The organism is Terrabacter sp. NPDC080008 (assembly GCF_040702505.1).
Taxonomy (GTDB): Bacteria; Actinomycetota; Actinomycetes; order Actinomycetales; family Dermatophilaceae; genus Terrabacter.
The window spans coordinates 70,298-93,930 of the sequence record NZ_JBFBLC010000007.1 but is presented as its reverse complement, the minus strand read 5'-3'; the positions used below and the strand labels follow the sequence as shown (position 1 = coordinate 93,930).

Here is a 23,633-nt window from a genome sequence, read left to right as displayed (position 1 = left end):
TGTCACTTTCCCATCATCGCGGTGACGAGACCGCCGAGGTCGGTCTTCGCCGGGTCGAGCTGCTGGTGGATGGTGCCCTCGTAGAGCACGACGAAGCGGTCGGCCACTTCGAAGAGGTCCTGCAACCGGTGAGTGATGAGAACCACGGAGACGCCTCGGGCCGAGACGTCCTTGATGAGCTGCAGGACCATCTCGACCTCCTTGGCGGCGAGTGCCGCCGTCGGCTCGTCGAGCACGAGGACCTTCGGGTCGAAGGTCACCGCGCGAGCGATGGCGATCGCCTGCCGCTGCCCGCCGGACATGTTGCCCACGTCCTGTCGGGTGTTGGTGATGCGGATGTGGAGCTTCTTCAGCTCCTCAGCGGCCTCGTCGTGCATCCGGTCGGTGTCGAGCCGTCGGGTGACGGGGTGGTACTGCTCCCGCCCGAGGAACAGGTTGGCCGTGACGTCGAGGTGGTCGCACAGCGCCAGGTCCTGGTACACCATCTCGATGCCGTGGGCTCGCGCCGCTCGGGGACCCGTCCCTGTCATCGCGAGCCCGTCGACGAGGATCTCGCCTCGGTCTGGTGTCTCCGCGCCGGCGAGCATCTTCATCAGGGTCGACTTGCCGGCGCCGTTGTCTCCGACGAGGCCGATGACCTCCCCGCGCGCAATGGAGAGGTCCACGCCCCTCAGCACGTCCAGAGCACCGTATGACTTGCGGATGCCACGCATCTCGACACGTGGAGGAGTGCCGTGCGCGCTCCCTGGGGTAGTAACTGGGCTGGTGCTCATCGAGGACGGTCCTTCTCTCCTGCTGTGCGTGACATGTCCGGGCCGCCGATCAGGGGAAGACCTTGCGGTACGGGTCGACGTTCGCCTTGGTGACGATCGTGATCGGCACGTCGATGAAGCCCTTGGCGGAAGCCCCACCGAGGACGGCCTTGATCTCCTTGACGGCCTCCTTGCCCTCTGTCTTGGGGTCCTGCTGGATCACGGCCGTCACGGCGCCACTGTCGATCCCGGAGATCACCTCGCGGGTCAGGTCCCAGCCGACGATCTTCGTGCTGCTGTTGCTGCCCAGAGCGCTGACGGCTCCGACAGTCGCCGGCTCGCCCGTGGTGTAGACGAAGTCGAGGCCTGGTTGGGCCGTGACGAGGTTCTGCGCCGCGGTGGCTGCCTTCTCCTGGACGTTGTCGCCGCTGACGCTCTGCGTGTAGGTCGCTCCGGCCGTGTCGATGGCCTTGCGGAAGCTGTCTTCACGCTGGTTCTGGATGAAGGAGTTCTTGGCATCGACGACGCCGTACTTCTTGCCCTTGACCAGGCCCTTGTCGATCATCCACTTGGCGGCCTCGTTGCCCGCCTTCTCGTTGTCCACGCCAACGAACGTGTCCACCGTCCCTTCGGCGAGCTTGGCGTCGATCGCGACGACCTTGATGCCTCGCTCGCGCGCCGCCTTGACCGCGGGGACAACGCCGTTGACATCGATCGCCACGACGATCAGGCCGGTGACGTTCTGCGTGACGAAGTTCTCGATGTCACTGTTCTGCTTCGACGAGTCGTTGTTGGCGTTGGCGATGGTGAGGTCGCAGCCGATCGCCTTGGCCGCTTCCTGCGCGCCCTCGTTCATCTGGGTGAAGAACGCCGCGGTCTGGTTGATCTGCGTCATGCCGATGACGCACTTGCCACCTGCACTGGCGCTCGAACCGGCCCCACCTGCGGCCGCCGGCTCGTTTCCGGTGCTGCAGGCGGACGTCGCGGCAAGAGCAGCGATACCGGTGATCGCGAGCAGGGAACGCGCTCGGGACGTAGACATCTTTGTCATGCTGGCCTCCTCATTGAGCTTCGGCAATCGATTACCGAGATGCGAGTAAGGTACAGGCATCGCCCCCACCAGTGAGGTCACAATTGCGTAACGACGACGATGCGGTCGCCAATCCGCCTGTCGGGCAAGAGAACTCGACTCGTCCTGTGACGATGGCCGACGTGGCGGCACGCGCCGGCGTGTCCGTTGCCACGGTGTCACGTGTCATCAGTGAGTCGCGCCCCGTCGCAGAGTCCCTGCGTGAGGCCGTGCTCGGCGCGGCCGCTGACCTCGGCTACCAGGTCAATCTCGTGGGTCGGGCACTGCGCAAAGGCCGCACGTCCACCGTGGGCCTTCTCGTCCCTGACCTCGACAACCCGTTCTTCTCATCCTTGGCTCAGCACCTCTCCACGGCGTTCAAGGGCTCGACGACGGACATGCTGGTCTTCAGCACGTGCGGCGACCTCGGGGTCGAGCGCCGAGGGGTGGAGTCATTCCTCGGTCGACAGGTCGATGCCATCGTGATGATCCCCTGTCACGAGACGGACAGCGCGGACTCCGTGCGGCGCGCGTCGCAGGCCACGCGGACGATTCAGCTGGACCGCCAGGTTGTCGATGCCGACGTCCACTTCGTCGGCTGCGACAACGCGTACGGCATGGAGCTGATCGGGGACCATGTCAGGCAGAACGTCGCCACGGTCGACGGGCCCGTGATCTACGTCGGTGCACGCGCGGTGTCGTCCACCGGACACGAGCGCTACGAGCACTTCGACCGCGACTTCCCCGGCAGCCCTGCCTACCTGGGCGAGTTCGACTTCGGTTGGGGACAGGAAGCGGTTGATCTGCTCCTCGAGGACGGCCACACCAGCGGAACCATCGTCGCCGCAGCCGACATCATCGCCCTGGGTGTCATGGCCCGCCTGCATCACCGTGGGTACAGGGTTCCCGAGCACTTCCGTGTGATCGGCTTCGACGGCATCGGCGTTGCCCGCTTCGCGCAGCCAAGCCTCACGACCGTCCGGCAACCGGTGGAGGAGATCGGCCGAACGGTCCTCGACCTGATCTCGGACGCCCCGGACTCCATCTCGCAGACCATACGGATCCAACCCGAGCTCGTCGTCGGTGAGTCCAGCCCGGTCCAGCCATGACCTGAGCCTCCTTCTCGCCCTGGCCATCCCGGCCCGCCACCCGCCGGTCGTTCCGGCGGCTGCTCGATGGTGGTCTGCTCAGAGCAGGACGACGGTGCGGTTCCCATGGAGGACGACGCGGCCCTCGCAGTGCCACTTGACGGCGTTCGACAGTGCCCGGCACTCGGTGTCGCGGCCGGCCGCGACGAGGTCCTCGGGCCCGAAGGAGTGGTCGACCTCGCGTACCTGCTGCGAGATGATCGGCCCCTCGTCGAGCTCGCTGCTGACGTAGTGCGCCGTCGCGCCGACCGTCTTGACCCCGCGCTCCCAGGCCTGGTGGTAGGGCTTGGCACCCTTGAAGCTCGGCAGGAACGAGTGGTGGATGTTGATCGCCCGGCCGGTCAGCTGGGTCGTCAGGTCGTCGCTGAGGATCTGCATGTAGCGCGCGAGCACGACGAGCTCGACCTCGAACCGGTCGACGAGCTCGAGCAGCCGCGCCTCCGCCCCGGGTTTGGTCGCGGCGGTGACCGGCACGTGGAAGAACGGGATGCCGTGCCACTCCACGAGCGCCCGGTGGTCGGGGTGGTTCGAGACCACCGCCACGATCTCGGCCGGCAGCTCGCCGATCCGCGACCGGAAGAGCAGGTCGTTGAGACAGTGCGCGAACTTCGAGACCATGACGAGGACCCGCCGCTTCGCCGAGGCCTCCCGCAGCTCGAAGCGCATCGTATGCCGTGTCGCCAGGACCGCGAACGCCGCGCGGAGGGCGTCAACGCCAGGGTCCTCCTGGTCCTCGGCGATGGCGAAGTGCACCCGGAGGAAGAAGTGGCCGCCCCGGTTGTCGTCGAACTGCTTGAGCTCGCGGATGTCACCGTGGTGCTCGAGCAGGAAGCCGGTGACGGCGTGGACGAGGCCCGGAGCCTCCGGGCAGTCGAGCGTCAGCACGTAGCCCGCCCCGGCCGATGGACCCGCTGTGCTCATCCCACTGCTCATCCCACTGCCCATCCCACTGCTCATCCCGATGCACCTCTCTGTGCGTAGCTCGACAGTCGGCGTCGTGACGCCGCCTCAACACTCGATGACGTTGACGGCGAGGCCACCTCGCGACGTCTCCTTGTACTTGATCTTCATGTCGGCGCCGGTCTCGCGCATCGTCTTGATGGCCTGGTCCAGGCTCACCCGGTGCTCCCCGTCGCCCTGCCGGGCGAGCCGGGCGGCGTTGACGGCCTTGACCGACGCGATCGCGTTGCGCTCGATGCACGGGATCTGCACCAGTCCCCCGACCGGATCGCAGGTGAGTCCGAGGTTGTGCTCGATGCCGATCTCCGCGGCGTTCTCGACCTGCTCCGGGGTGCCGCCGAGCACGGCACACAGGCCGGCTGCGGCCATGGAGCAGGCCGACCCGACCTCGCCCTGGCACCCCACCTCGGCGCCCGAGATCGAGGCACCGAGCTTGAAGAGGATGCCGACGGCAGCCGCGGTGAGGAGGAACTCGACGACGCCGTCGTCGTCAGCCCCGTCGACGAAGCGGGTGTAGAAGTGCAGCACAGCCGGGATGACGCCGGCCGCCCCGTTGGTCGGCGCGGTGACGATGCGGCCGCCCGAGGCGTTCTCCTCGTTGACCGCGAGCGCGTAGAGGTTGACCCACTCCATGGCCCACAGCGGGTCACGGCCGCCAGTCCCCTCACGACGCAGCGCGTCGGCCTCCTGCTGGCGCAGCCGCTCGCGGAGCTCGGGCGCACGCCGCCGCACCTTGAGCCCGCCGGGCAGGGTCTGCTCGGCGCGGGTGCAGCCGCTCTCCACGCACTCCTGCATGACGTCCCACAGGTGCAGCAGCCGCGCGCGAACCTCGCTCTCGGGCCGCCACGAGCGCTCGTTGGCCATCATGACGCCGGCGATCGACAGCCCCGACTCCCGGCAGCGCGCCAGCAGCTCGGCCCCGGTCGTGAAGGGGTGGGGCACCGGTGTCTCGTCGACGACGACGCGGTCGGCGCCGACCGCCTGCTCGTCGACGACGAAGCCGCCGCCGACGGAGTAGAAGGTGCGCTCGCGCAGTGACCGGCCGGTGTCGTCGAAGGCCTCGAAGGTCATGCCGTTCGGGTGGGCGGGCAGCGCCTTGCGGCGGTGCATGACCAGGTCGGTGTCCGGGTCGAAGCCGATGCGGTGATCGCCGTTGAGGGCGATCTTGCGGTCGGCACGGACCGCCTCGACCCGCTCGACGGCGTGCGCGGTGTCGACGGTCTCGGGGTCCTCACCCTCCAGGCCCAGCACGACCGCACGGTCGGACCCGTGGCCGTGGCCCGTGGCCCCGAGCGAGCCGTAGAGCTGGGCCTCGACCCGCGCCGTGCGGTCGAGCAGCCCCGACTCGGCCAGCCCGGCGGCGAACCGCCGGGCTGCCCGCATCGGGCCGACCGTGTGGGAGGAGGACGGGCCGATCCCCACGGAGAACAGGTCGAGGGCGCTGAGAGCCATCAGCGGTACTCGCGCATCCCGTCGAGGAGCCAGCGCACCACGTGGGTGGCGAACGAGGCCCGGGGCAGGACCCGCCAGGTCTCCTCGCCCGTGCGCCACAGGATGACGCCGGTCGAGTCGAGGAGCGTCGCGACGGCCTGTCCGACCGCAAAGGCCCGGGGGTGCAGGTCGAGCTCGCAGCTCTTCTGCAGCACCGAGAGCGCGCGCGGCCCGGAGAGCTCGAGGGTCGTGCGGTTCGCGGACACGTCCACGACCTGCCCCGGCTCGCCGGCCACGGCCTCGGCCAGCTCGCCCACCCACACCTCCGGGGAGACGCCGCTGTCGGCCTCGTCGGGACCGACGGCGAGCATCTCGTCCGGCGAGAGCCACAGGACGGCGACCCCGTTCCCGTCCGCAGCGCCGGCGACCTCGCCCGCCCGGGTCGGGAGGGAGAGCCCGAGAGCGGCGCCGAGGGCCTGCGCCGTGCGGCTGCCCGACGACGCGCGCACCGCGACCTGGGTCAGGAACGGCACCTCGCGCAGCTGCACCGCCTCCCCAGAGCCGGCACGCATCTCGTCCACGAGGTCGTGGGCCGGACTGCGCCGGTGGGCGAGGACCCGCGCCCGCGCCGCGGCGACGCCGGGGGAGGAACCGCCGATCGAGGAACCTCCGCCCAGCGAACCGCCGGCCTCCGTGTCGCGCTCGTCCATGGTCAGTGTGCTGTCAGCCATCTCGCTTGGCTCCTTCCGAGTCGTAGAGCACCGCGTCGGCCACCTCGACCTCGGCGAAGCGTCCGGAGAAGGACGCGATGAGGGTCTGGCCGATCCGGTCACGGCCGCCCTTGACGAGCGCCAGGCCGAACGAGCGGCCGAGCGCCTGGGAGTGGTAGCTCGACGTCACGTGGCCGAGCATGGGGATCGGCTTCCCGGGCAGGCCCTCCCCCGTGTAGTCGCCGAGCGCGTCGCGTTCGACGAGCTGGGCGCCCTCGGGGAGCCGCAGCGACCGGTCGACGGGCAGCACGCTGACGAGCTGCTTGCGTCCCTCGGCGTGGTGCGAGGCCCGCGAGTAGGAGCGGTTGCCGATGAAGTCCTTCGTCTTGGAGACGATCCAGTCCATCCCGAGGTCCTGAGGCGCCACCGTCCCGTCGGTGTCCTGACCGACGATCGGGTAGGCCTTCTCGGCGCGGAGCACGTGCATCGTCTCGGTGCCGTAGGGCGTGATGTCGAGGTCGGCGCCGGCCTCGGCGACGTCCTCCCACACCTTGAGGCCGTACCACGTCGGCACGTTGATCTCGAAGGCGAGCTCACCGGAGAAGGTGATCCGGCAGATCCGGGCGGGGATGCCCGAGGCGAGCTCGGTCTCCCGGAACTCCATGAAGCCGAAGCCCTCCTTCGACACGTCGAGGCCGGGCGCCATCCGGGCGATGACCTCACGCGACTTCGGACCGACCACGGCGATCGTGGCCCACTGCTCGGTCACCGAGGTGCAGACGACGTCGAGGTCGGGCCACTCGGTCTGCGACCACTCCTCGAGCCACTCGAGCACCCGGGCCGCGCCGCCGGTCGTCGTCGTCGCGAAGTAGCGGTCCTCCTCGAGGCGCAGCACGACACCGTCGTCGAAGACCATGCCGTCGGGCTTGCACATGACGCCGTAGCGCGCCTTGCCGACCCCAAGCGTCTTGAACGCGTTGGTGTAGATGCGGTTCAGGAACTCGCCGGCGTCGGCGCCGCGGATCTCGATCTTGCCCAGGGTCGTCGCGTCCATGAACGCGACGCCCTCGCGGGCGGCCCGGCATTCTCGGGCGACCGCGGCGTCCATGTCCTCGCCGGGGCGGGGGTAGTACCACGGCCGCTTCCACTGGCCGACGTCCTCGAAGAGGGCGCCGTGCTCGACGTGCCAGGGGTGGATCGGCGTCGTGCGTGCGGCGTCGAAGAGCTCCCCGCGCGAGCGTCCGGCGAGGGCCACGAACGCCACGGGCGTGAACGGAGCGCGGAACGTCGTGTTGCCGATCGTCCCCGGCGTCGGGTTCGCCGCACCGGCATTGCGTATGCCGTCACGCGGGCTCCCGGCGCCGAGCGCACCCTCGTCCTGGCCGGGCTGTCCGGGCGGGATGGCGCGGGCGTCGTCACCGGTCAGCACGCGGGTGAGCAGGCCGATGGCGTTGACGGCCCCGATCTTGCCCTGGTCGACACCCGTGCTGATCGAGGTGTAGCGCTTGACGTGCTCCACCGAGCGCATGCCGGCGCCGGTGGCGCGCAGCACGTCGGCCGCGGTGTTGTCGCGCTGCGGGTCCACGAAGTGGGTCGCGTAGCTGCCGTCGCGGCCCTCCACGAGCCACAGCTGGCGGGTGCGCCCGGCACGGGCCACGCGCTCCTCGTCGACGGCACCGACGTCGAGCGGGCTCGCGCCGCTGTCGTCGTCGGGCTCGAACCCCGCGGCCGCAGCCGCCGCACGCCCGGCCGCGCCACCCTCGACGAGGCAGCCCTCGGTCCAGTAGGTGCCACGGACGGCGCCGGCCAGGTGCTGTGCCGCGACCGGAGCCGTCGGCACGAAGCCGGCGAGGTCGTCGTCCCAGTGCAGGGCGCCCTGACGCTGGCTGTGCAGGCTGACGTTGGGCGTCCACCCGCCGGAGACCGCGACGAGATCGCAGGCCACCCGCTCGGGGGCGCCGACGCGGTTGCCCTCGTCGTCGAGTTGAGCCAGCCACACGGCCTCGACGGCTTCCTCACCGTCGACGCCGATGACGGCCGAGCCGGTCCGGACCGCGATGCCGGCGGCGCTAGCCGCGGCCGCGACGGCCTCGCTCGCTCCCTCGTCGCGGGCGTCGACGACCTGCACCCGGGCACCGGCCTGGAGCAGCGCGTGGGCGGTGGCGTAGCCCGAGTCGTTCGTGGTGAAGACGACGGCGTCGCGACCCGGCACGGCGGCATACCGGCCGATGTACGCGGACACCGCGGAGGCGAGCATGACGCCGGGGACGTCGTTGTCGGCGAAGACGATCGGGCGCTCGAAGGCTCCCGTGGCCAGCACGACCTGACGGGCGGTGACGTGCCACACGCGCTGGCGGGACACCCCGTCACGGGCCTGAGCGGTCAGGTGCTCGGCACGCTTCTCGACTGCGATGAGATAGTTGTTGTCGTAGCTGCCGAAGGCAGTTGTCCGGGTCAGGACCGTCACCTCCGGAGCGGCCTCGAGCTCGGCCGCGACGTGCTCGACCCAGCTCTCGGCCCGCTCACCGTCGACGAGGGCGTCCGGCTGGGAGACCAGGCTGCCGCCGAGACGGAAGTCCTGCTCGAAGAGGACGACCCGGGCCCCGGTGGCGGCGGCCTCACGGGCCGCGGCCAGGCCGGCCGGCCCCGCACCGACGACGGCCACGTCGGCGTGGACGTGCATCTTGTCGTACTCGGCGGGATCGGGTCGCTGGTCGAGCACCCCGATGCCGTCGAGCAGCTTCAGGTCGAGGCCGGGGACCAGCTCGAGCGTGGTGGCGGGCAGCATCGACTCGTCGTGCTCGCCCTTGACGAGGACGAAGGCGTTGGGCTCCTCGACCCCGGCTGACAGGATGCCGCGCGGGCGGCGCCGGTAGATCGAGTCACCGACGCGCAGCCGGCCGTTCGCGACGAGCGCCGAGGCGACGGTGTCGCCGGCGAAGCCCGTCACCGGGGTGCCGTCGACGACGACCTCGATCGGCGTGGACCGGTCGATCGTGCCGCCGGACTCGAGGCGCTGGGGCTGGTTGGCTCCCATGGTCAGGCTCCCTTGCTGAGGTCGGGTCGGGGCTCGTCCAGGCCGTAGACCCGGGCGATCTGGTAGGTGCGGGTGTCACGCACCGCGTTGAACCACTTGCGGCAGCCGGCCGAGTGGACCCAGCGCTCCGCATACGCGCCCTTGGGGTTGTCGCGATAGAAGAGGTACTGCGCCCACTCCTCGTCGGTGAGGGCGTGCGGGTCCTCGGGGTAGGCGACGTGGGCCTGGCCGCCGTAGCCGTACTCGGTCTCGGGCCGGGGCCCGCAGTTCGGGCAGTCGATGATGAGCATCGTGTCGTCCTTTCGATGCGTGGGCGGTCAGTGGGCCACGGCGGCTGCGCCGTGCTCGTCGATGAGGGCGCCGGTGACGAAGCGGTCGAGGCCGAACCCGCGGTTCAGCTCGTGCGGCTCGTCGGTGGCGATGGTGTGCGCGTAGGCGAAGCCGGCACCCGGCACGGCCTTGAAGCCGCCGGTGCCCCAGCCGCAGTTGACGTACATGCCGTCGACCGGGCTGCGGCCCATGACCGGGGAGGCGTCCATCGTCACGTCGACGATGCCGCCCCAGGTGCGCAGCAGGTGGGCGCGCGAGAAGGCGGGGAACAGCTCGACCGCCGCCGACATCTGGTGCTCGATGACGTGGAAGGAGCCGCGCTGACCGTAGCCGTTGTAGGAGTCGATGCCGGCGCCCATGACGAGCTCGCCCTTGTGCGCCTGCGAGACGTAGACGTGCACGTGGTTCGACATGACGACCGTCGGGTGGATGATCTCGTGCAGCTCGGAGACCAGGGCCTGCAGCGGGTGCGACTGGATCGGCACCCGGAACCCCGCGAGCTCGGAGAGCACCGAGGTGTGGCCGGCGGCGCAGAGCGCCACCTTACCGGCGTTGATCCGGCCCCGGCTCGTCTCGACGGCGGTCACCCGGTCGCCGTCCATGACGAAGCCGGTCACCTCGCAGTTCTGGATGATGTCGACCCCCAGCTCGCTGGCCCGGCGGGCGTAGCCCCACGCGACCCAGTCGTGCTTGGCGATGCCGGCGCGCGGCTGGTAGGTGCCGCCCATGACGGGGTAGCGGATGTCGTCGCCGATGTTGATGATCGGGCACAGCTCCTTCACCTGCTGCGGGTCGACCCACTCGGCGTCGACGCCGTTGAGCCGGTTCGCCTCGACGCGGCGCACCGAGTCGCGCACGTCCTGCAGCGTGTGGGCGAGGTTGAGCACCCCGCGCTGGGAGAAGAAGACGTCGTAGCCCAGCTCGTCCTCGAGCCCCTCCCACAGCTTGAGGGAGTGCTCGTAGATCGCGGCCGACTCGTCCCACAGGTAGTTCGACCGGATGATCGTGGTGTTGCGGGCCATGTTGCCGCCGGCGATCCAGCCGCGCTCGAGGACCGCGACGTTGGTGATGCCGTGGTTCTTGGCGAGGTAGTAGCCCGTCGCCAGGCCGTGCCCGCCGGCGCCGACGATGATCACGTCGTAGCTGCTCTTGGGCTCGGGGTTGGCCCAGAGGAAGTCGGGGTGCTCGGGGAGCTCACGCTGGTTCATCGTCACTGTCCCTCGTCGAGGTTCGGGTTGAGGTTCGGGTGGAGGTTCGGGTAGAGCGGGAAGCGGGCGGCGAGGTCGTCGACGCGGGCCCGCAGGGAGCCGCGCGCCTCCTCCGAGCCGTCGCCGGCGAGCGCGGTCGCGATGATGTCGGCGACCTCGGTGAAGGCGCCCTCGTCGAAGCCGCGGGTGGCCAGCGCCGGCGTACCGATGCGCAGGCCGGAGGAGACCATCGGGGGCCGCGGGTCGAAGGGCACGGCGTTGCGGTTGACCGTGATGCCGATGGAGTGCAGCAGGTCCTCGCCCTGCTGGCCGTCGAGCTCGGAGTGCCGCAGGTCGACGAGGACGAGGTGGACGTCGGTGCCGCCGGTCAGCACGCTGATGCCCTTGGCGGCGACGTCCGGCGCGGTCAGGCGGTCGGCGAGGATCGCGGCCCCCGCGAGGGTGCGCTGCTGCCGGTCGCGGAACTCGTCGGTGGCGGCGACCTTGAAGGCGACGGCCTTGCCGGCGATGACGTGCTCGAGCGGGCCGCCCTGCTGGCCGGGGAAGACGGCCGAGTTGATCTTCTTGGCGATGTCGGCGTCGTTGGTGAGGATGATGCCGCCGCGCGGGCCGCCGAGCGTCTTGTGGGTCGTCGAGGAGACGACGTGCGCGTGCGGCACCGGCGAGGGGTGCAGCCCGGCCGCGACGAGGCCGGCGAAGTGCGCCATGTCGACGAAGAGGTACGCGCCGGCCTTGTCGGCGATCCGGCGGAACTCGGCGAAGTCCAGCTGCCTCGGGTAGGCCGACCACCCGGCGACGATCATCCGCGGCCGGTGCTCGAGGGCGAGCCGCTCGACCTCCGCCATGTCGATCACGTGGGTGTCCTCGCAAACGCCGTAGGCCGCGACCTTGTAGAGCCGGCCCGAGAAGTTGAGGCGCATGCCGTGCGTCAGGTGGCCACCGTGAGCCAGGTCGAGGCCGAGGATGGTGTCGCCGGGGCGGAGCAGCGCGTGCATGACCGAGGCGTTGGCCTGTGCCCCGGAGTGCGGCTGGACATTCGCGAACTCGGCACCGAAGAGCGCCTTGACCCGCTCGATCGCGAGCGACTCGATGACGTCGACGTGCTCGCAGCCGCCGTAGTAGCGCCGGCCGGGGTAGCCCTCGGCGTACTTGTTCGTCAGCACCGAGCCCTGCGCCTGCATGACCGCGACCGGTGCGAAGTTCTCCGACGCGATCATCTCGAGCGTCCCCTGCTGGCGACGCAGCTCCGCGTCGATGGCCGAGGCGATGGCGGGGTCGAGGTGCGCGAGCTCGGTGTCGAGGGTCGACGGGGCAGTGGTGACCTGGGACATGGGCCCTCCGTGCGTTGATATGACTGTCGTCGATGACTGATATATCATCGGTCCGGCAATAGTATGTCTGTCGTGGGACCCCGTCAACGGTCAGTTCCACCCCGTCACCGCCAGCTTCACCACCGCTTCACCACCAGCTTCCCCACCGGCTTCACCGCGACCCAGGAGGACCTGTCATGGCTGCAGAGGCGTCCGCACTGCCCTACGGCTCACTGGCCGAGCAGGCCTACCACGTGCTCCGCGACCGTCTCGTCATGCTCGACATCGCTCCCGGGGCCCCGATCAACGAGGGGCGGCTCGCCGGCGAGCTCGGCATCGGGCGCACCCCCATCCGCGAGAGCCTCAAGAAGCTCGAGCTCGACCACCTCGTCGTGTCCTATCCGCGGCGCGGCACCTTCGCCACGCAGGTCGACATCACCGACCTCGCCGAGATCTCGGAGATGCGGCAGGTCCTCGAGCCGCTCGCCGCCCGCCGGGCCGCCCTGCTGGCCCGCGTCGACCTGCGCGCCGAGCTCGCGGCCAAGGCCGAGCAGATCGCCTCGATGGGCAGCGAGCCCGACGACCGGCGCCTCATGGAGTACGACATCGACGTCCACCGCCTGATCTACCGCGCCGCAGAGAACCCACACCTCGAGGAGACCCTCGTGCGGCTCGACAACCTCGCCACTCGCATCTGGTGCCTCGTGCTCGAGCGCCTCCCGTCCGTGTCGGAGCACATCAAGGAGCACGTCGCCCTGCTCGAGGCAATCGTGGCCAAGGACGCCGACCGCGCGGCCGAGCTCGCCGGGGAGCACGTCACCCACTTCGAGGCAGCCATCCGCGCCGTGCTCTGACGCGATGAGCGGGTGACCGGCCGGCTCGTGCGCATTCTCCCGGGCTCGGGCGGGTCAGCCGCGGGCGTCGTCGCGCAGCTGGGCGCCGCCGCGCACGAGCCGCACCGCGAGGGAGAGTGCGGCGAGCTGACCGCGACCGCGCGGGTCGCCGCCGAGGGCCTGGAAGATCCGGCGCAGCCGCTTGTGCAGCGACTGCCGCTCGAGGAAGAGCACCTGGGCCGACTCCGTGGCGTTGCAGCCCGTCGAGAGCCAGACGTCGAGGGTGCGCACCAGGTCTCCCCCGTGGCGCTGGTCGAGACGGACCAGCTCCCCCAGCGTCTCCTCGACGAGCGCGTCGACGACGCCCCGGGACAGCGACCGCTCGGCCATCCGCTCGACGAGGAAGTCCGAGGCGTCGTAGACGGCGTCGGGCCACTTCGCGGACCGGCCGAGCCGCCAGGTGGTGCGGGCCTCGGCGAGCGAGAAGGCCGCCTGCCGGACGGTCGGGGCCGTGGGCCCGAGCGCCCCGGTGAGCCCCGTCCCCGCCCCGGCCGAGCGCAGCGCTGCGAGCGCCTCGGCCCGCTCGGCGTGGGTCGCGGCGCGGAGCGGCATGAGGATGTCGAGCCAGTCGCCGTGGGCGACGACGAGCGTCGAGGGCAGGGCCCGGCGCGTGCGTTGCTCGGTGTCGACGTGCCCCTCCGCCGGACGCCGCACCACCGCCATGGCCAGGGGATGTTCGGGGTCGATCCCGCCCGCCTGGCTGAGCTCGATGAGCCGCTCGCCGCCGCCGCCGGCGCCGATCAGTCGGAGCAGCTCGTCCTCGGCGACGCGGACCAGGCTCGGGCGGCTGTGGCGGGCGAGCGCCAGCGAGACGATGCTGCGGACCCGGGTCAGCACCGTCTCCAGCGTCTCGAGGTCCGCGTCCGCGCCGCCGACGAGCTCGAGGTGGGCCACGCCGATCCCGTTCACGGCGAGCTCGGCCGCCCGGCGGTCGGCGTCCTCCTCCGGCTCCGGGCCGGCGGCCCCCAGCAGCCCTCCCCTGGTGTCGAGCACCCGGACGTGGACGCCCAGCGCGTCGGCGACCTGCTCCAGCAGCGGCTCGAGGGCCGTGCCCGAGCTGGCCATGCGCTCGGTGAGCGCCTGCGAGAGCTGGTCGGCGGCCCGCAGAGCGGCCACCTGCGCCGACACGATGCGGCGGTTGACCTCCTCGGCGACCTCGACGAAGGGGACCACCTGTCGCAGCTCGATGAGCGGCAGCCCGGCTGCATCGGCCGCCGCCATAAGCTCGGGCGGCAGGTGGCGCCCGCTCCCGGCGGTCTCGACGGCGAGCGCCGCGACGCCGCGTGATGCCAGGCTCCAGACGTACTCCGCCTGCGCTGCCGGCTTCAGGGCGAGCAGCGCCGTGCCACCGGTGAGGAGCAGCTCGCCGCCGGAGAGCAGCGGGGCGATCTCGAGCACCTCGCTCGAGTGCACCCACCGCACCCGGGCACGCGACACCGTGCGGGCGCCGGCGACGACGGCGGGCGAACCGGCGGCCAGGACGCCACCGGCGAGGATCTCGCTCAAACGGAGGGACATGACCGAACCGAGCTCGAATGCGGTGGCTGAGCTGATGACTGCGCCGTCCTCATGGGTGACACTCTGTCACCCGAGGATGTGCCCACAGGCGACACCACGCGGCTGACGGTGACGGGAGGGAGAACCTAGCGTTGACGCCAGCCGGCAAGCCATCCGCAGGGGAACCACCCGAGAAAGCAGTCCCCACATGAGCCTTTCAACGCACAGCCACTCGGAAGACGTCACGCAGACCGTCGAGGACGTGCTGCAGCCCGTTCCGGAGTCAGCCCGGACCACGAAGCTCTCCGGTCAGTTCTGGATCTGGGCCGGCGCCAACGTCGCGCCGATCAACTGGATCCTCGGAGCCCTCGGCATCGGCCTGGGCCTCGGCCTCTGGGACACCATGATCGTGCTGGTCATCGGCAACGTCATCGGCATGGTCGGCTTCGGCTTCTTCGTCCTGCTCGGCCAGAAGACCGGAGCGACGGGCATGCTCCTCGCCCGCGGCGCCTTCGGCCGCCGGGGCGCCTACCTGCCGGCCGCCATCCAGGCCGTCGTCGCCGTCGGCTGGTCGGCGGTGAACACGTGGGTCATCCTCGACCTCGTCATGGCGCTCTTCGGCATGATCGGCTGGGTCGACCCGGCGCAGTCGAACCTGCCGTGGAAGATCGCCATCGCCGCCGTGATCATGAGCATCCAGGTGGCCATCTGCTACCGCGGCTACAGCGCCATCGCGAAGTTCGAGCGCATCACGATGCCGCCCACCCTGCTCGTCCTCGTCGCCATGTCGGTCATCGCCTGGACCAAGCTGCCGATCCAGTGGAGCTACGCCGGCCCCGCCGGGCACGTGCTGCAGGGCGGCGAGCGCATCGCCGCGATGTCCGGGATCATGACGGTCATCGGGATCGGCTGGGGCATCGGCTGGTTCACCTACGCACCGGACTACTCGCGCTTCGTGTCGTCGAGCGTGCCGAAGGTGAAGCTGTATGCCGCCTCCGTCCTCGGCCAGTTCCTGCCCGTCGCGTGGCTGGGCCTGCTCGGCGCGAGCCTCGCGACGATCAGCGGGTCGGTGGACCCGGGCCAGCTCGTCGTCAAGAGCTTCGGGGTGCTGGCGATCCCGGTGATCCTGCTCGTCATCCACGGCCCGATCGCGACGAACATCATCAACCTCTACACCTTCGGCGTCGCCTTCCAGGCGCTGGACGTGCGGATCTCGCGCAAGCGCCTGTCCCTGCTCGTCGGGATGCTGTCGATGGCGGCGGTCGTGCTGTTCCTCTTCGCCGGCGACTTCGCGACGCTGCTCGACAACTGGCTCGGCACGATCGTGGCCTGGGTCGCCACGTGGGGCGGCATCATGGCGGTCCACTACTACGGCTTCGAGCGGCGCCACCACAGCTTCGACTACCTGTTCCTCAGCCCGCGCGACACGCGCCTGAAGTCCGTCAACACCGCGGCGCTGGTGGCCTTCGTCGCCGGACTCGTCATGACGTGGATGTTCATGTACGGCTCGCTGCCGATCTTCCAGGGCCCGATCGCGACCGCGATGGGTGGCGTCGACCTCTCCTGGCTGGCAGGCACGCTCACCTCCGGCACCGTCTACTTCGCGCTGGGCTACCCCCGCTTCCGGGCCCGCATCCACGCCGGCGTTCCTATCGGGATCCGGTCCGACGTCAGCGACGAGGACTACCTGCGTGACCACGGTGACGCGTGCGAGCACCAGCGTCCCGGCACGACGACCGAGCCCGCGGCACCTGCCGCGCTCGGGTCCACGGCGGCCACGGATCCCGCGAGCGCCGCGCCGTCGACCACGCCCGCCCTGTCCTGAACCCTCGCGTCACTCGGCGGGGTGGGGAGACCGTCCCCATCCCGCCGTTCCCGTCCCCACTCCCATCTCCTTCCGTCCCCTGCGGCACCGACGCCGCCCACCAGCCCAGGAGCAGCCATGCCCACCACCGTCCTCATGGAGGAGCTCGACGCCTTCACCTACCGCGAGCGCATCGCTCGCGGCGCCCCCGTCGTCGTGCCCGTCGGCGCGATCGAGCAGCACGGTCCCCACCTGCCGATGAACACCGACGTCGTGCTGGCCCAGGCGATGAGCCGCCGGCTGGCCGAGGCCGTGGACGGCATCGTGGCGGCACCGGTCGTCTACGGCTACAAGTCGCAGCAGCGCTCCGGCGGTGGGAACCACCTCGGGGGCACGACGAGCCTCGACGCGACGACGGTCATCTCGATCGCGCGCACCCTGACGCTCGAGTTCGCCCGCCACGGCGCGCGACAGGTCGTCTTCCTCAACGGCCACTTCGAGAACTACCAGTTCCTCTACGAGGGGGCGGAGCAGGCCACCGCCCAGCTCGCCCAGCGGGGGGAGGACGTCTCGGCCCTGCTCCTCTCCTACTGGGACTTCGTCGACGACGACACGATCGAGCAGATCTACCGCGGGTCCTTCCCCGGCTGGGACGTCGAGCACGGCGGCGTCCTCGAGACCTCGCTCATGCTGCACCTGCACCCGGAGCTCGTCCACCTCGACCGCGTCATCGACCTGCCGCCGGCCCGGCTCCCCCGCTACGACCGGCTGCCGGTGCGGCCCGAGCTGACGCCCGGCTCGGGGTGCCTGTCCTCGGCCGCCTCGGCATCCCCGGAGGCAGGGCACCTGCTCCTCGAGCGCACCTCGTCGGCGCTCGCGGCCGCAATCCGCGAGGAGCTCGCCCTTGGCCTCCCGACCGCCAGGAGCGCCGACCTCACGACCGTCTGACCTCTCCGTCCGACACCTCAGCGGCAGCCCCGGACCACCGGGGCTGCCGCTGTCGTATGCCGTGTACCCGACGTCCCGGTCGCACGCCGTATGCCGTATGCCGGGGGCTCGGTCAGCCCGCGCCGCCGAGCCGGCGGGAGATCTCGTCGGCCGCCGCCCGGGCGCGCTCCCCCAGCTGCGCCGCCCCCGGCTCGGTCACCCGGTAGGCCGGCGCCGCGACGAGCACGGCCGCGACCGTCTCGCCGCGGTGGTCGCGCACGGGGGACGCGACGCCCACCTCGTCGTCGGACGTCAGACGGTAGTTGACGGCATACCCACGCTCGAGGGCCCGGGAGAGCTCGGCGACGTACGCGTCCACCGGCATCGCGAGCAGCGGCACCGACCCGCTGGCGGCGACGACCCGGGCGACCACCTCGTCGTGGGGCAGGTCGGCCAGGAAGACCTGGACCGAGGCGCTCTCGAAGGTGTCGTAGCGGGTGCCCAGCGGGTTGGTGTGCTTGATCTGCTGGGCGCTCGGGACCTGCTCGACGGTCACCGCGTCGCGCCCGCTCCACACCACGAGAGCGGTCGTCTCGCTCGTCTGCTCGGCGAGGTCGCGCAGGACGGGCAGCGCCGCTCTCCGGACGTCGAGGTCGGCCAGCAGCGAGCCGGCGATGGAGAGCAGGCCGAGGCCGAGGCGGTACTTGCGGCTCTGGGGGTCGCGCTCGACCACCTGCTCCTTCTCGAGGGTGGCGAGGATCCGCGACACGCTCGACTTGTGCAGGCCGACCCGGGCGGCGATCTCCGTCACGCCCTGCAGCGGCTGGTCGACGGTGAAGCAGCGCAGCACCTGGATCACCGTGACGATGACCGAGCTGCCTTTGTTCTCAGGCGTTTCCGTACGGGCCTCGCGGCGGCTCGCCACCATCTGCCTGCTCTCCTCACCGGGGTCGGGACGCGGACAGCGCGGTGCGGCCGGAGGGCTGCCCGCCCCCGGCCGCACCGCGCACCTGCTGCTCAGTCGACGATGTTGTGCTCGGGGCCGAACGGGAACTTCGTGATGTTCTCGGCGCCGTCCTCGCCGACGACGAGGATATCGTGCTCGCGGTAGCCACCGGCTCCAGGCAGACCGTCGGCCACGGTGATCATCGGCTCCATCGAGACGACCATGCCCGGCTCGAGCACGGTGTCGATGTCCTCGCGCAGCTCGAGGCCCGCCTCGCGGCCGTAGTAGTGCGACAGCACCCCGAAGGAGTGCCCGTAGCCGAAGGTGCGGTTGGGCAGGAGGCCGTAGCCGATGTAGATCTCGTTGAGCTCGGCGGCGATGTCCTTGCAGACGGCGCCGGGCTTGATGAGCTCGAGGCCGCGGCGGTGCACCTCGACGTTGATGTTCCACAGCTCGAGCGAGCGCTCGTCGGGCTGCCCGAGGAAGAGCGTGCGCTCGAGGGCCGTGTAGTAGCCGGAGGTCATCGGGAAGCAGTTGAGCGAGAGGATGTCGCCGCGCTGCAGCTTGCGGGTGGTGGCCCAGTTGTGGGCGCCGTCGGTGTTGATGCCGGACTGGAACCACACCCAGGTGTCGCGGATCTCCGAGTCGGGGAAGGTGCGGGCGATCTCGTGGACCATCGCCTCGGTGCCGATGAGGGCCACCTCGTACTCGCTGATGCCCTCACGGATGGCGGCCTTGATGGCCTCGCCGCCGAGGTCGCCGATGCGGGCGCCGTGCTTGATGACCTCGATCTCCTCGGCCGACTTGACCATCCGCTGGCGCATGGCGTCCTGGGCGACGTCGACGAGCTCGACGCCGTCGAAGACGCCCTGCAGCTTGGCGTGCGCATCCAGGGAGAGGGTGTCGAACTCGACGCCGAGGCGCTGGGGCGTGATGCCGCGCTGGGCCAGGGCCTCGTGGACGCCGTGCTGGAAGTTGTCGCGGCGCCAGTCGGTGTAGACGATGTTCTCCCCGTAGCTGCGGCGCCACGGCATACCCGCGTCGATGTTGGCGGTGACGGTCACCTGGTCGTCGGGCGTGACGACGAGGGCGTAGGAGCGGCCGAAGTAGGTGAAGAGGAAGTCCGAGTAGTACTTGATGCCGTGGTACGACGTGAGCACGACGGCGTCGAGCTCCTTCGCGGCCATGATCGAGCGAAGGCCCGCGAGCCGGCGCTCGAACTCGGCGTCCGAGAAGGTCAGCGGGACCTTGGCACCGTTGTGCAGGACCTTGAGTCGCTCCAGTTCGCTGACGGAGGTGACGGGGGTGGCGAGCGCGGACATGTGGAACCTTTCCGTTGGGGTGGTCTTGAGGGTGGTGGGGCTGGTGCGAGGGGTCACTCGTGGTCACTCATGGCGCAGCGGCCGGCGGCTCGTCTCACGGGCGTACGCCACGGCGACGAGGGAGACCAGGGCAGCGGCCATGAGGTAGAAGGCGGGGGCGAGGTCGCTCCCGGTCCTGGCGATCAGCAGGGTCGCGACGAACGGGGCGGTGCCGCCGAAGAGCGCGTTCGAGAGGTTGAAGCTGACGGCGAACCCGCTGTAGCGGTTCTTCGTCGGGAAGAGCTCGGCCAGGAAGCTGGGCAGCGTGCCGTCGTTGAGCGTCAGCATCCCCCCGAGCCCGACCATGACGAGCAGGATGACGGCGAAGTTGTCGGTGTTGAGCAGCATGAAGGCCGGGACGGTGAGCAGGATGAAGAGCACCGAGGCCGTGAGCAGGACTCGCCTGCGCCCGAACCGGTCCGAGGCGACCCCGGTCAGCAGGATGAAGCCGATGTAGGTGACGAGGGCGATCGTCGTCGCGAGGTAGGACCGGGTCGCGTCGAGGCCGATCTGCTCGCTGAGGTAGGTCGGCATGTAGCTGAGGATCACGTAGAAGCCGACGGCGTTGAGCAGCACGGCGCCGGTGGCGACGAGCAGCACCTTCCAGTAGTTGACGAAGAGGTCGCGAGCAGGCGCCTTGACGACGTGGTCCTCCTGCGTGAGCTCACGGAAGGCCGGCGTGTCCTCGAGCTTGGTGCGGATGAAGCGGCCGATGAGGCCCATCGGGGCGGCGAGCAGGAACGGCAGGCGCCAGCCCCAGCTGTGCAGCTGGTCGACGTCGAGCAGGCCGGTCAGCAGGGCTGCGAGCAGCGACCCGAGGAGCAGGCCGGCCGCGGTGGAGGCGGGCACGACGGCCGCGTAGAGACCGCGACGGTTGGCAGGGGCGTACTCCACGAGGAAGGCGGAGGCCCCGGCGTACTGACCGGAGGCCGAGAAGCCCTGCACGACGCGTACGACCAGCAGCAGGATGGGCGCCCAGACGCCGACGGTGGCGTAGGACGGCAGCAGGGCGATGCAGAAGGTCGCGAGCGACATGATGAGGATCGACCACGAGAGGGCCGTGCGCCGGCCGATCTTGTCGCCGAGGTGTCCCCAGACGAACCCGCCGAGGGGCCGGACGAGGAACGAGATGGCGAAGAGCGCGAAGGTCGCGAGCAGCGCCGCCTGCCGGTCGGTGTCCGGGAAGAAGACCGCAGCGATGGTGGTGGCGAGGTAGCCGTAGACGGCGTAGTCGAACCACTCGACGAAGTTGCCGATGAAGCTCGCTCCCACGACCCGGCGGCGGGTGGCGGCGCCGACTCCGGCTGGATCGGGTCTGTGCTGTCCACTGAGAGTGGGACCGAGGTCCGGGGCCACCGCTGCCACCGGTGCCGCGGGGGCCGGGGGACGAGTCGGGCTCTTCGACATGGGAACTCCAAGCGCCGGTGCGTTGCATCCGTTGCAACGCCGTTGCGCCAGTATGAACACGCGGCGAAGTGAGCGTCAAGAGTCTGACTGCGCCTTGATTCCATCCCGGGACAGGTGCGCGGGACAGTCGCGCAGGCAGGTGCGCGGGACCGCCTGCCCCTCCGGGAGCTCAGCCCGTCAGGCCGAGCGACCGGGCGCCGATGTAGAGCGCGACGAGGACCAGGAGCGTCGCGAAGGCCAGGGTGAGGTGCCGCGGGTCGGCCCGGCCGGCCACCCGCCCACCGACGAGGCTGCCGGCGATAGCAGCAGCGGTGAAGACGCCGATGAGCGCCCAGTCGAGGTGCGCCCCACCCGAGCCGATGCGGGCCGCGAGGGCGGTGGCGCTGTTGACGGCGATGACGAGCAGGGAGGTCCCCACCGCCACCGGCATCGGGAAGCCGAGGGCCAGCACGAGCGCCGGCACGAGGGCGAAGCCGCCGCCGACCCCGAAGAAGCCGGTGAGCAGGCCCACCGCCGTCGCGGTGACGACGACCTTGGCCACCCGGGGACAGGCGCAGGTGAAGGGCCGCAGCGTCAGCATCGGCTCGACGCCGAGGTCGAGCCCCTGGCCGGAGTCGCGGGGGACGCTGCGGGCGCGACGGAACATCAGGGTCGCCACGACCAGCATGAGCACGGCGAAGGCGGTGAGCAGCGTGGTCGGCCGCACCGAGGCCGACAGGGCGGACCCGGCGAGGGAGCCGGCGGTCCCGAGCACGCCGAAGAGCAGCCCCTGGCCGAAGCGGACCCGCCGGGCCCGGGCGTGCAGCACCAGGGCGATCAGCGAGGTGAGCCCGACGATGACGAGCGAGCTCGTCGTGGCCGTCCGGGGGTCCTGGCCGAGGACGTAGACGAGGGCGGGGACGGTGAGGATCGAGCCCCCACCGCCCAGCGCCCCGAGGGAGAGCCCGATGGCGATCCCCAGCGGGACGGCGATCACCATCATGGCCATTCCTCCCGTGCGTCGTCGGCTCGGCTCAGCGGCCGAACAGCCGCGACAGGAAGCCGCCGGACGCCGACTCGCTCTTGTCGTGACCGGCGCAGCGCTGGGCGGCCGGGACGTTGCGCATGACCTGGTCGACGTGCTGTCCGCAGCCGGCCCAGGTGGTCTTGCCGCAGGTCCGGCAGGTGACGGGTCGACACATGATGGTTCTCCTCAGGTGGTTCCGGCAGGTGCCGGGGATGGGTTCCGCGCAGGTCAGCGCGGCTGTCGGGAAGCGAGATGGCGTATGCCGTGTGCTCGGGCGACGAGTTCCGTTGCGTCAGTGGGCCGCTGGGACGGCGCGCTCGGATCCCGCTGCGGCTCACGGCATACAACCGTTCGATGACTGGGGACGTGCGGTCAGCACGCCGCGGCGCGGGCGAGGCTCCAGGCCCCGTAGCCGCCGAGGACGTCCGAGACATCGGCGAAGCCGCTCGCGCGCAGCAGGCTCGCACCGACCGAGCTGCGCCAGCCGCCGGCGCAGTAGACGACGACGGGTCGCGCCGGGTCCAGCTCGTCGACCCGACGGCCCAGCTCGGCCAGCGGGATGTGCCGGGCCTCGGGGAGCATCCCGGCCTCGAGCTCTCCGGCATTACGGAGGTCGACGACCTGGACGTCGCCGCCGGCGACGAGCCCGTCGACCTCGACGGCCGGGAGACGGCTGGCCCGGCCGAGCTCGTCCTGGTGCGTGAGGAAGTAGGAGTCCACGTCGGCCACGTAGCCGACCACGCGGTCGTAGCCGATCCGGGCGAAGCGGGTGGCGACCTCCTGCTCCTGCCCCTCGGGAGCGACGACGACGATCTCGTCGTCCGGGGAGAAGACCATGCCCACGGTCTCGGCCATCCGGCCGTCGACGGGCACGTTGATCGAACCACGCAGATGGGCCGCCGCGAACTCCTGCACGTCGCGGGCGTCATGCACGTGAGCGCCACGCAGCAGAGCCGCGTCGACGTCGGCAGCATCCAGGGCCGGCACGCCGACGTCCGGATCGCGAAGATCGCGGACCTGCTTGTTGAGGGTCGCGTTGTAGGCGAAATACGTTGGGGCTGGGGGCTGCCCGGCCGTGACGAGGTCGAGGAACCGCTCCTGCGTCATCGGCTGGCACGCGTAGTTGAGGCGTCGCTGCTCGCCGATGGTCGACTGCCGTTCGGTGGAGAGGTTCTTCCCGCAGGCCGAGCCGGCACCGTGCGCCGGGAAGACGCGCACGTCGTCGGGCAGGGCCATGAGCTTGTGCTGGACCGAGTCGTAGAGCATGCGCCCGAGCTCGGTGGCGGTGACGCCGACGGAGGCGAGCAGGTCTGGACGGCCGACGTCACCGATGAAGAGGGCGTCGCCGGTGAGGACGCCGTAGGCCACCTCGTCGTCGGGGTGCTCGAAGACGAGGACCGAGACGGACTCCGGCGTGTGGCCAGGCGTCGTCATGATCTCGAGGGTCACGTCGCCGAGGCTGATCCGCTCCCCATCGGCGAGGGAGCGCACCGGGAAGTCGGCAACGGCAGCCTCGCCGTAGCCGATCCAGGCGCCGGTCGCCCGGGCCAGCTCGAGGTGGCCGGAGACGAAGTCGGCGTGGAAGTGGGTGTTGACGATGCCGACGACGCTCAGACCCTGCGCCCGCGCGTCGGCGAGGTACTCCGCGACGTCGCGGCGCGGGTCGACGACGACGGCCTTGCCGGTGCTCTCGTCGGCGATGAGGTAGGACGCCTGCGAGAGGCAGTCGAGGTAGTACTGCGTGAAGATCACGGCGTGCCTCCGGGTCGGACTGGAACTCCGGACGACTGTAACAGGTACCCCCGGGGGTATGTCGAACCGTCGGGCGGCGCGGGTT

General features: G+C 70.6%; 20 protein-coding genes. 4 read left to right on the top strand and 16 right to left on the bottom strand.

Annotated features, from left to right (window positions below; all coding sequences use genetic code 11):
• Positions 1 to 2 precede the first annotated feature (2 nt).
• Both AB0316_RS18250 and AB0316_RS18245 read right to left on the bottom strand, forming a co-directional pair.
• Positions 3 to 665 (bottom strand): ATP-binding cassette domain-containing protein, encoded by a 663-nt coding sequence (locus AB0316_RS18250; RefSeq protein ID WP_366274469.1) that lies wholly within the window; start codon positions 663 to 665, stop codon positions 3 to 5.
• A 157-nt stretch (positions 666 to 822) separates the two neighbouring features.
• Positions 823 to 1,803, bottom strand: coding sequence for a substrate-binding domain-containing protein (locus tag AB0316_RS18245; RefSeq protein WP_366274468.1), 981 nt, complete (start codon positions 1,801 to 1,803; stop codon positions 823 to 825).
• Between the two features lie 152 nt (positions 1,804 to 1,955).
• On the opposite strand from AB0316_RS18245, the gene AB0316_RS18240 reads away from it, so the two are divergent.
• Positions 1,956 to 2,930 carry a LacI family DNA-binding transcriptional regulator gene (locus AB0316_RS18240; RefSeq protein ID WP_366274467.1) on the top strand — a complete coding sequence of 325 codons (975 nt, stop codon included), beginning with the start codon at positions 1,956 to 1,958 and terminating at the stop codon, positions 2,928 to 2,930.
• Positions 2,931 to 3,008: 78 nt separating this feature from the next.
• On the opposite strand, the gene purU is transcribed toward AB0316_RS18240, so the two are convergent.
• From purU to glyA, 7 genes are all read right to left on the bottom strand, one after another.
• A complete protein-coding gene (gene purU / locus AB0316_RS18235; RefSeq protein WP_366274466.1) occupies positions 3,009 to 3,890 on the bottom strand; it encodes a formyltetrahydrofolate deformylase in 882 nt (293 codons plus the stop codon).
• An 87-nt stretch (positions 3,891 to 3,977) separates the two neighbouring features.
• The gene (locus AB0316_RS18230; RefSeq protein WP_366274465.1) at positions 3,978 to 5,381 is read right to left on the bottom strand and encodes an L-serine ammonia-lyase; all 1,404 of its coding nucleotides are present in this window, start codon (positions 5,379 to 5,381) and stop codon (positions 3,978 to 3,980) included.
• A complete protein-coding gene (gene soxG, locus AB0316_RS18225) occupies positions 5,381 to 6,091 on the bottom strand; it encodes a sarcosine oxidase subunit gamma family protein (protein ID WP_366274464.1) in 711 nt (236 codons plus the stop codon). The genes AB0316_RS18230 and soxG overlap by 1 nt, the downstream gene beginning before the upstream one ends.
• Entirely contained in the window at positions 6,084 to 9,107 is a 3,024-nt protein-coding gene (locus AB0316_RS18220) for an FAD-dependent oxidoreductase (protein ID WP_366274463.1), read from the bottom strand. The genes soxG and AB0316_RS18220 overlap by 8 nt, the downstream gene beginning before the upstream one ends.
• 2 nt (positions 9,108 to 9,109) lie before the next feature.
• Positions 9,110 to 9,397 carry a sarcosine oxidase subunit delta gene (locus tag AB0316_RS18215; protein ID WP_366274462.1) on the bottom strand — a complete coding sequence of 96 codons (288 nt, stop codon included), beginning with the start codon at positions 9,395 to 9,397 and terminating at the stop codon, positions 9,110 to 9,112.
• Positions 9,398 to 9,424: 27 nt separating this feature from the next.
• Positions 9,425 to 10,645 (bottom strand): sarcosine oxidase subunit beta family protein, encoded by a 1,221-nt coding sequence (locus AB0316_RS18210; RefSeq protein ID WP_366274461.1) that lies wholly within the window; start codon positions 10,643 to 10,645, stop codon positions 9,425 to 9,427.
• Between the two features lie 2 nt (positions 10,646 to 10,647).
• On the bottom strand, positions 10,648 to 11,976 hold the full coding sequence (gene glyA, locus AB0316_RS18205; RefSeq protein WP_366274460.1) for a serine hydroxymethyltransferase: 1,329 nt from the start codon (positions 11,974 to 11,976) through the stop codon (positions 10,648 to 10,650).
• Positions 11,977 to 12,152: 176 nt separating this feature from the next.
• On the opposite strand from glyA, the gene AB0316_RS18200 reads away from it, so the two are divergent.
• Positions 12,153 to 12,809, top strand: coding sequence for a GntR family transcriptional regulator (locus tag AB0316_RS18200; protein ID WP_366274459.1), 657 nt, complete (start codon positions 12,153 to 12,155; stop codon positions 12,807 to 12,809).
• Between the two features lie 54 nt (positions 12,810 to 12,863).
• Here AB0316_RS18200 and AB0316_RS18195 read toward each other — a convergent pair whose 3' ends face one another.
• Positions 12,864 to 14,366 carry a PucR family transcriptional regulator gene (locus tag AB0316_RS18195; protein ID WP_366274458.1) on the bottom strand — a complete coding sequence of 501 codons (1,503 nt, stop codon included), beginning with the start codon at positions 14,364 to 14,366 and terminating at the stop codon, positions 12,864 to 12,866.
• A gap of 187 nt (positions 14,367 to 14,553) precedes the next feature.
• Between AB0316_RS18195 and AB0316_RS18190 the strand changes: the two genes are divergently transcribed.
• Together AB0316_RS18190 and AB0316_RS18185 are read left to right on the top strand one after the other, a co-directional pair.
• A complete protein-coding gene (locus tag AB0316_RS18190; RefSeq protein WP_366274457.1) occupies positions 14,554 to 16,170 on the top strand; it encodes a cytosine permease in 1,617 nt (538 codons plus the stop codon).
• Positions 16,171 to 16,287: 117 nt separating this feature from the next.
• Entirely contained in the window at positions 16,288 to 17,097 is an 810-nt protein-coding gene (locus AB0316_RS18185; protein ID WP_366274456.1) for a creatininase, read from the top strand.
• Positions 17,098 to 17,209: 112 nt separating this feature from the next.
• Here the strand turns inward: AB0316_RS18185 and AB0316_RS18180 are convergent, their stop codons facing one another.
• The 6 genes from AB0316_RS18180 to AB0316_RS18155 all read right to left on the bottom strand — a co-directional run bounded on the left by AB0316_RS18180 (position 17,210) and on the right by AB0316_RS18155 (position 23,548).
• Positions 17,210 to 18,004, bottom strand: coding sequence for an IclR family transcriptional regulator (locus tag AB0316_RS18180; protein ID WP_366274455.1), 795 nt, complete (start codon positions 18,002 to 18,004; stop codon positions 17,210 to 17,212).
• Positions 18,005 to 18,093: 89 nt separating this feature from the next.
• Positions 18,094 to 19,344: a M24 family metallopeptidase gene (locus AB0316_RS18175; RefSeq protein ID WP_366274454.1), complete on the bottom strand. Its 1,251-nt coding sequence runs from the start codon at positions 19,342 to 19,344 to the stop codon at positions 18,094 to 18,096.
• 63 nt (positions 19,345 to 19,407) lie between these two features.
• Entirely contained in the window at positions 19,408 to 20,790 is a 1,383-nt protein-coding gene (locus tag AB0316_RS18170) for an MFS transporter (RefSeq protein WP_366274453.1), read from the bottom strand.
• 169 nt (positions 20,791 to 20,959) lie between these two features.
• A complete protein-coding gene (locus tag AB0316_RS18165; RefSeq protein WP_366274452.1) occupies positions 20,960 to 21,772 on the bottom strand; it encodes a sulfite exporter TauE/SafE family protein in 813 nt (270 codons plus the stop codon).
• A 31-nt stretch (positions 21,773 to 21,803) separates the two neighbouring features.
• A complete protein-coding gene (locus AB0316_RS18160; protein ID WP_366274451.1) occupies positions 21,804 to 21,971 on the bottom strand; it encodes a hypothetical protein in 168 nt (55 codons plus the stop codon).
• 197 nt (positions 21,972 to 22,168) lie between these two features.
• Complete coding sequence (locus tag AB0316_RS18155; RefSeq protein ID WP_366274450.1) at positions 22,169 to 23,548, bottom strand: MBL fold metallo-hydrolase; 1,380 nt, start codon at positions 23,546 to 23,548, stop codon at positions 22,169 to 22,171.
• Positions 23,549 to 23,633: the final 85 nt, after the last annotated feature.

Bases quoted from the DNA above. Each gene is read 5' to 3' on its own strand.
- AB0316_RS18195 (WP_366274458.1), bottom strand. From the start codon at position 14,366: ATGTCCCTCCGTTTGAGCGAGATCCTCGCCGGTGGCGTCCTGGCCGCC.
- purU (WP_366274466.1), bottom strand. From the start codon at position 3,890: ATGAGCACAGCGGGTCCATCGGCCGGGGCGGGCTACGTGCTGACGCTC.
- AB0316_RS18230 (WP_366274465.1), bottom strand. From the start codon at position 5,381: ATGGCTCTCAGCGCCCTCGACCTGTTCTCCGTGGGGATCGGCCCGTCC.
- AB0316_RS18180 (WP_366274455.1), bottom strand. From the start codon at position 18,004: ATGGTGGCGAGCCGCCGCGAGGCCCGTACGGAAACGCCTGAGAACAAA.
- AB0316_RS18245 (WP_366274468.1), bottom strand. From the start codon at position 1,803: ATGACAAAGATGTCTACGTCCCGAGCGCGTTCCCTGCTCGCGATCACC.
- AB0316_RS18215 (WP_366274462.1), bottom strand. From the start codon at position 9,397: ATGCTCATCATCGACTGCCCGAACTGCGGGCCCCGGCCCGAGACCGAG.
- AB0316_RS18240 (WP_366274467.1), top strand. From the start codon at position 1,956: ATGGCCGACGTGGCGGCACGCGCCGGCGTGTCCGTTGCCACGGTGTCA.
- soxG (WP_366274464.1), bottom strand. From the start codon at position 6,091: ATGGCTGACAGCACACTGACCATGGACGAGCGCGACACGGAGGCCGGC.
- AB0316_RS18200 (WP_366274459.1), top strand. From the start codon at position 12,153: ATGGCTGCAGAGGCGTCCGCACTGCCCTACGGCTCACTGGCCGAGCAG.
- AB0316_RS18185 (WP_366274456.1), top strand. From the start codon at position 16,288: ATGCCCACCACCGTCCTCATGGAGGAGCTCGACGCCTTCACCTACCGC.
- AB0316_RS18170 (WP_366274453.1), bottom strand. From the start codon at position 20,790: ATGTCGAAGAGCCCGACTCGTCCCCCGGCCCCCGCGGCACCGGTGGCA.
- AB0316_RS18210 (WP_366274461.1), bottom strand. From the start codon at position 10,645: ATGAACCAGCGTGAGCTCCCCGAGCACCCCGACTTCCTCTGGGCCAAC.
- AB0316_RS18220 (WP_366274463.1), bottom strand. From the start codon at position 9,107: ATGGGAGCCAACCAGCCCCAGCGCCTCGAGTCCGGCGGCACGATCGAC.
- AB0316_RS18165 (WP_366274452.1), bottom strand. From the start codon at position 21,772: ATGATGGTGATCGCCGTCCCGCTGGGGATCGCCATCGGGCTCTCCCTC.
- glyA (WP_366274460.1), bottom strand. From the start codon at position 11,976: ATGTCCCAGGTCACCACTGCCCCGTCGACCCTCGACACCGAGCTCGCG.
- AB0316_RS18160 (WP_366274451.1), bottom strand. From the start codon at position 21,971: ATGTGTCGACCCGTCACCTGCCGGACCTGCGGCAAGACCACCTGGGCC.
- AB0316_RS18190 (WP_366274457.1), top strand. From the start codon at position 14,554: ATGAGCCTTTCAACGCACAGCCACTCGGAAGACGTCACGCAGACCGTC.
- AB0316_RS18175 (WP_366274454.1), bottom strand. From the start codon at position 19,344: ATGTCCGCGCTCGCCACCCCCGTCACCTCCGTCAGCGAACTGGAGCGA.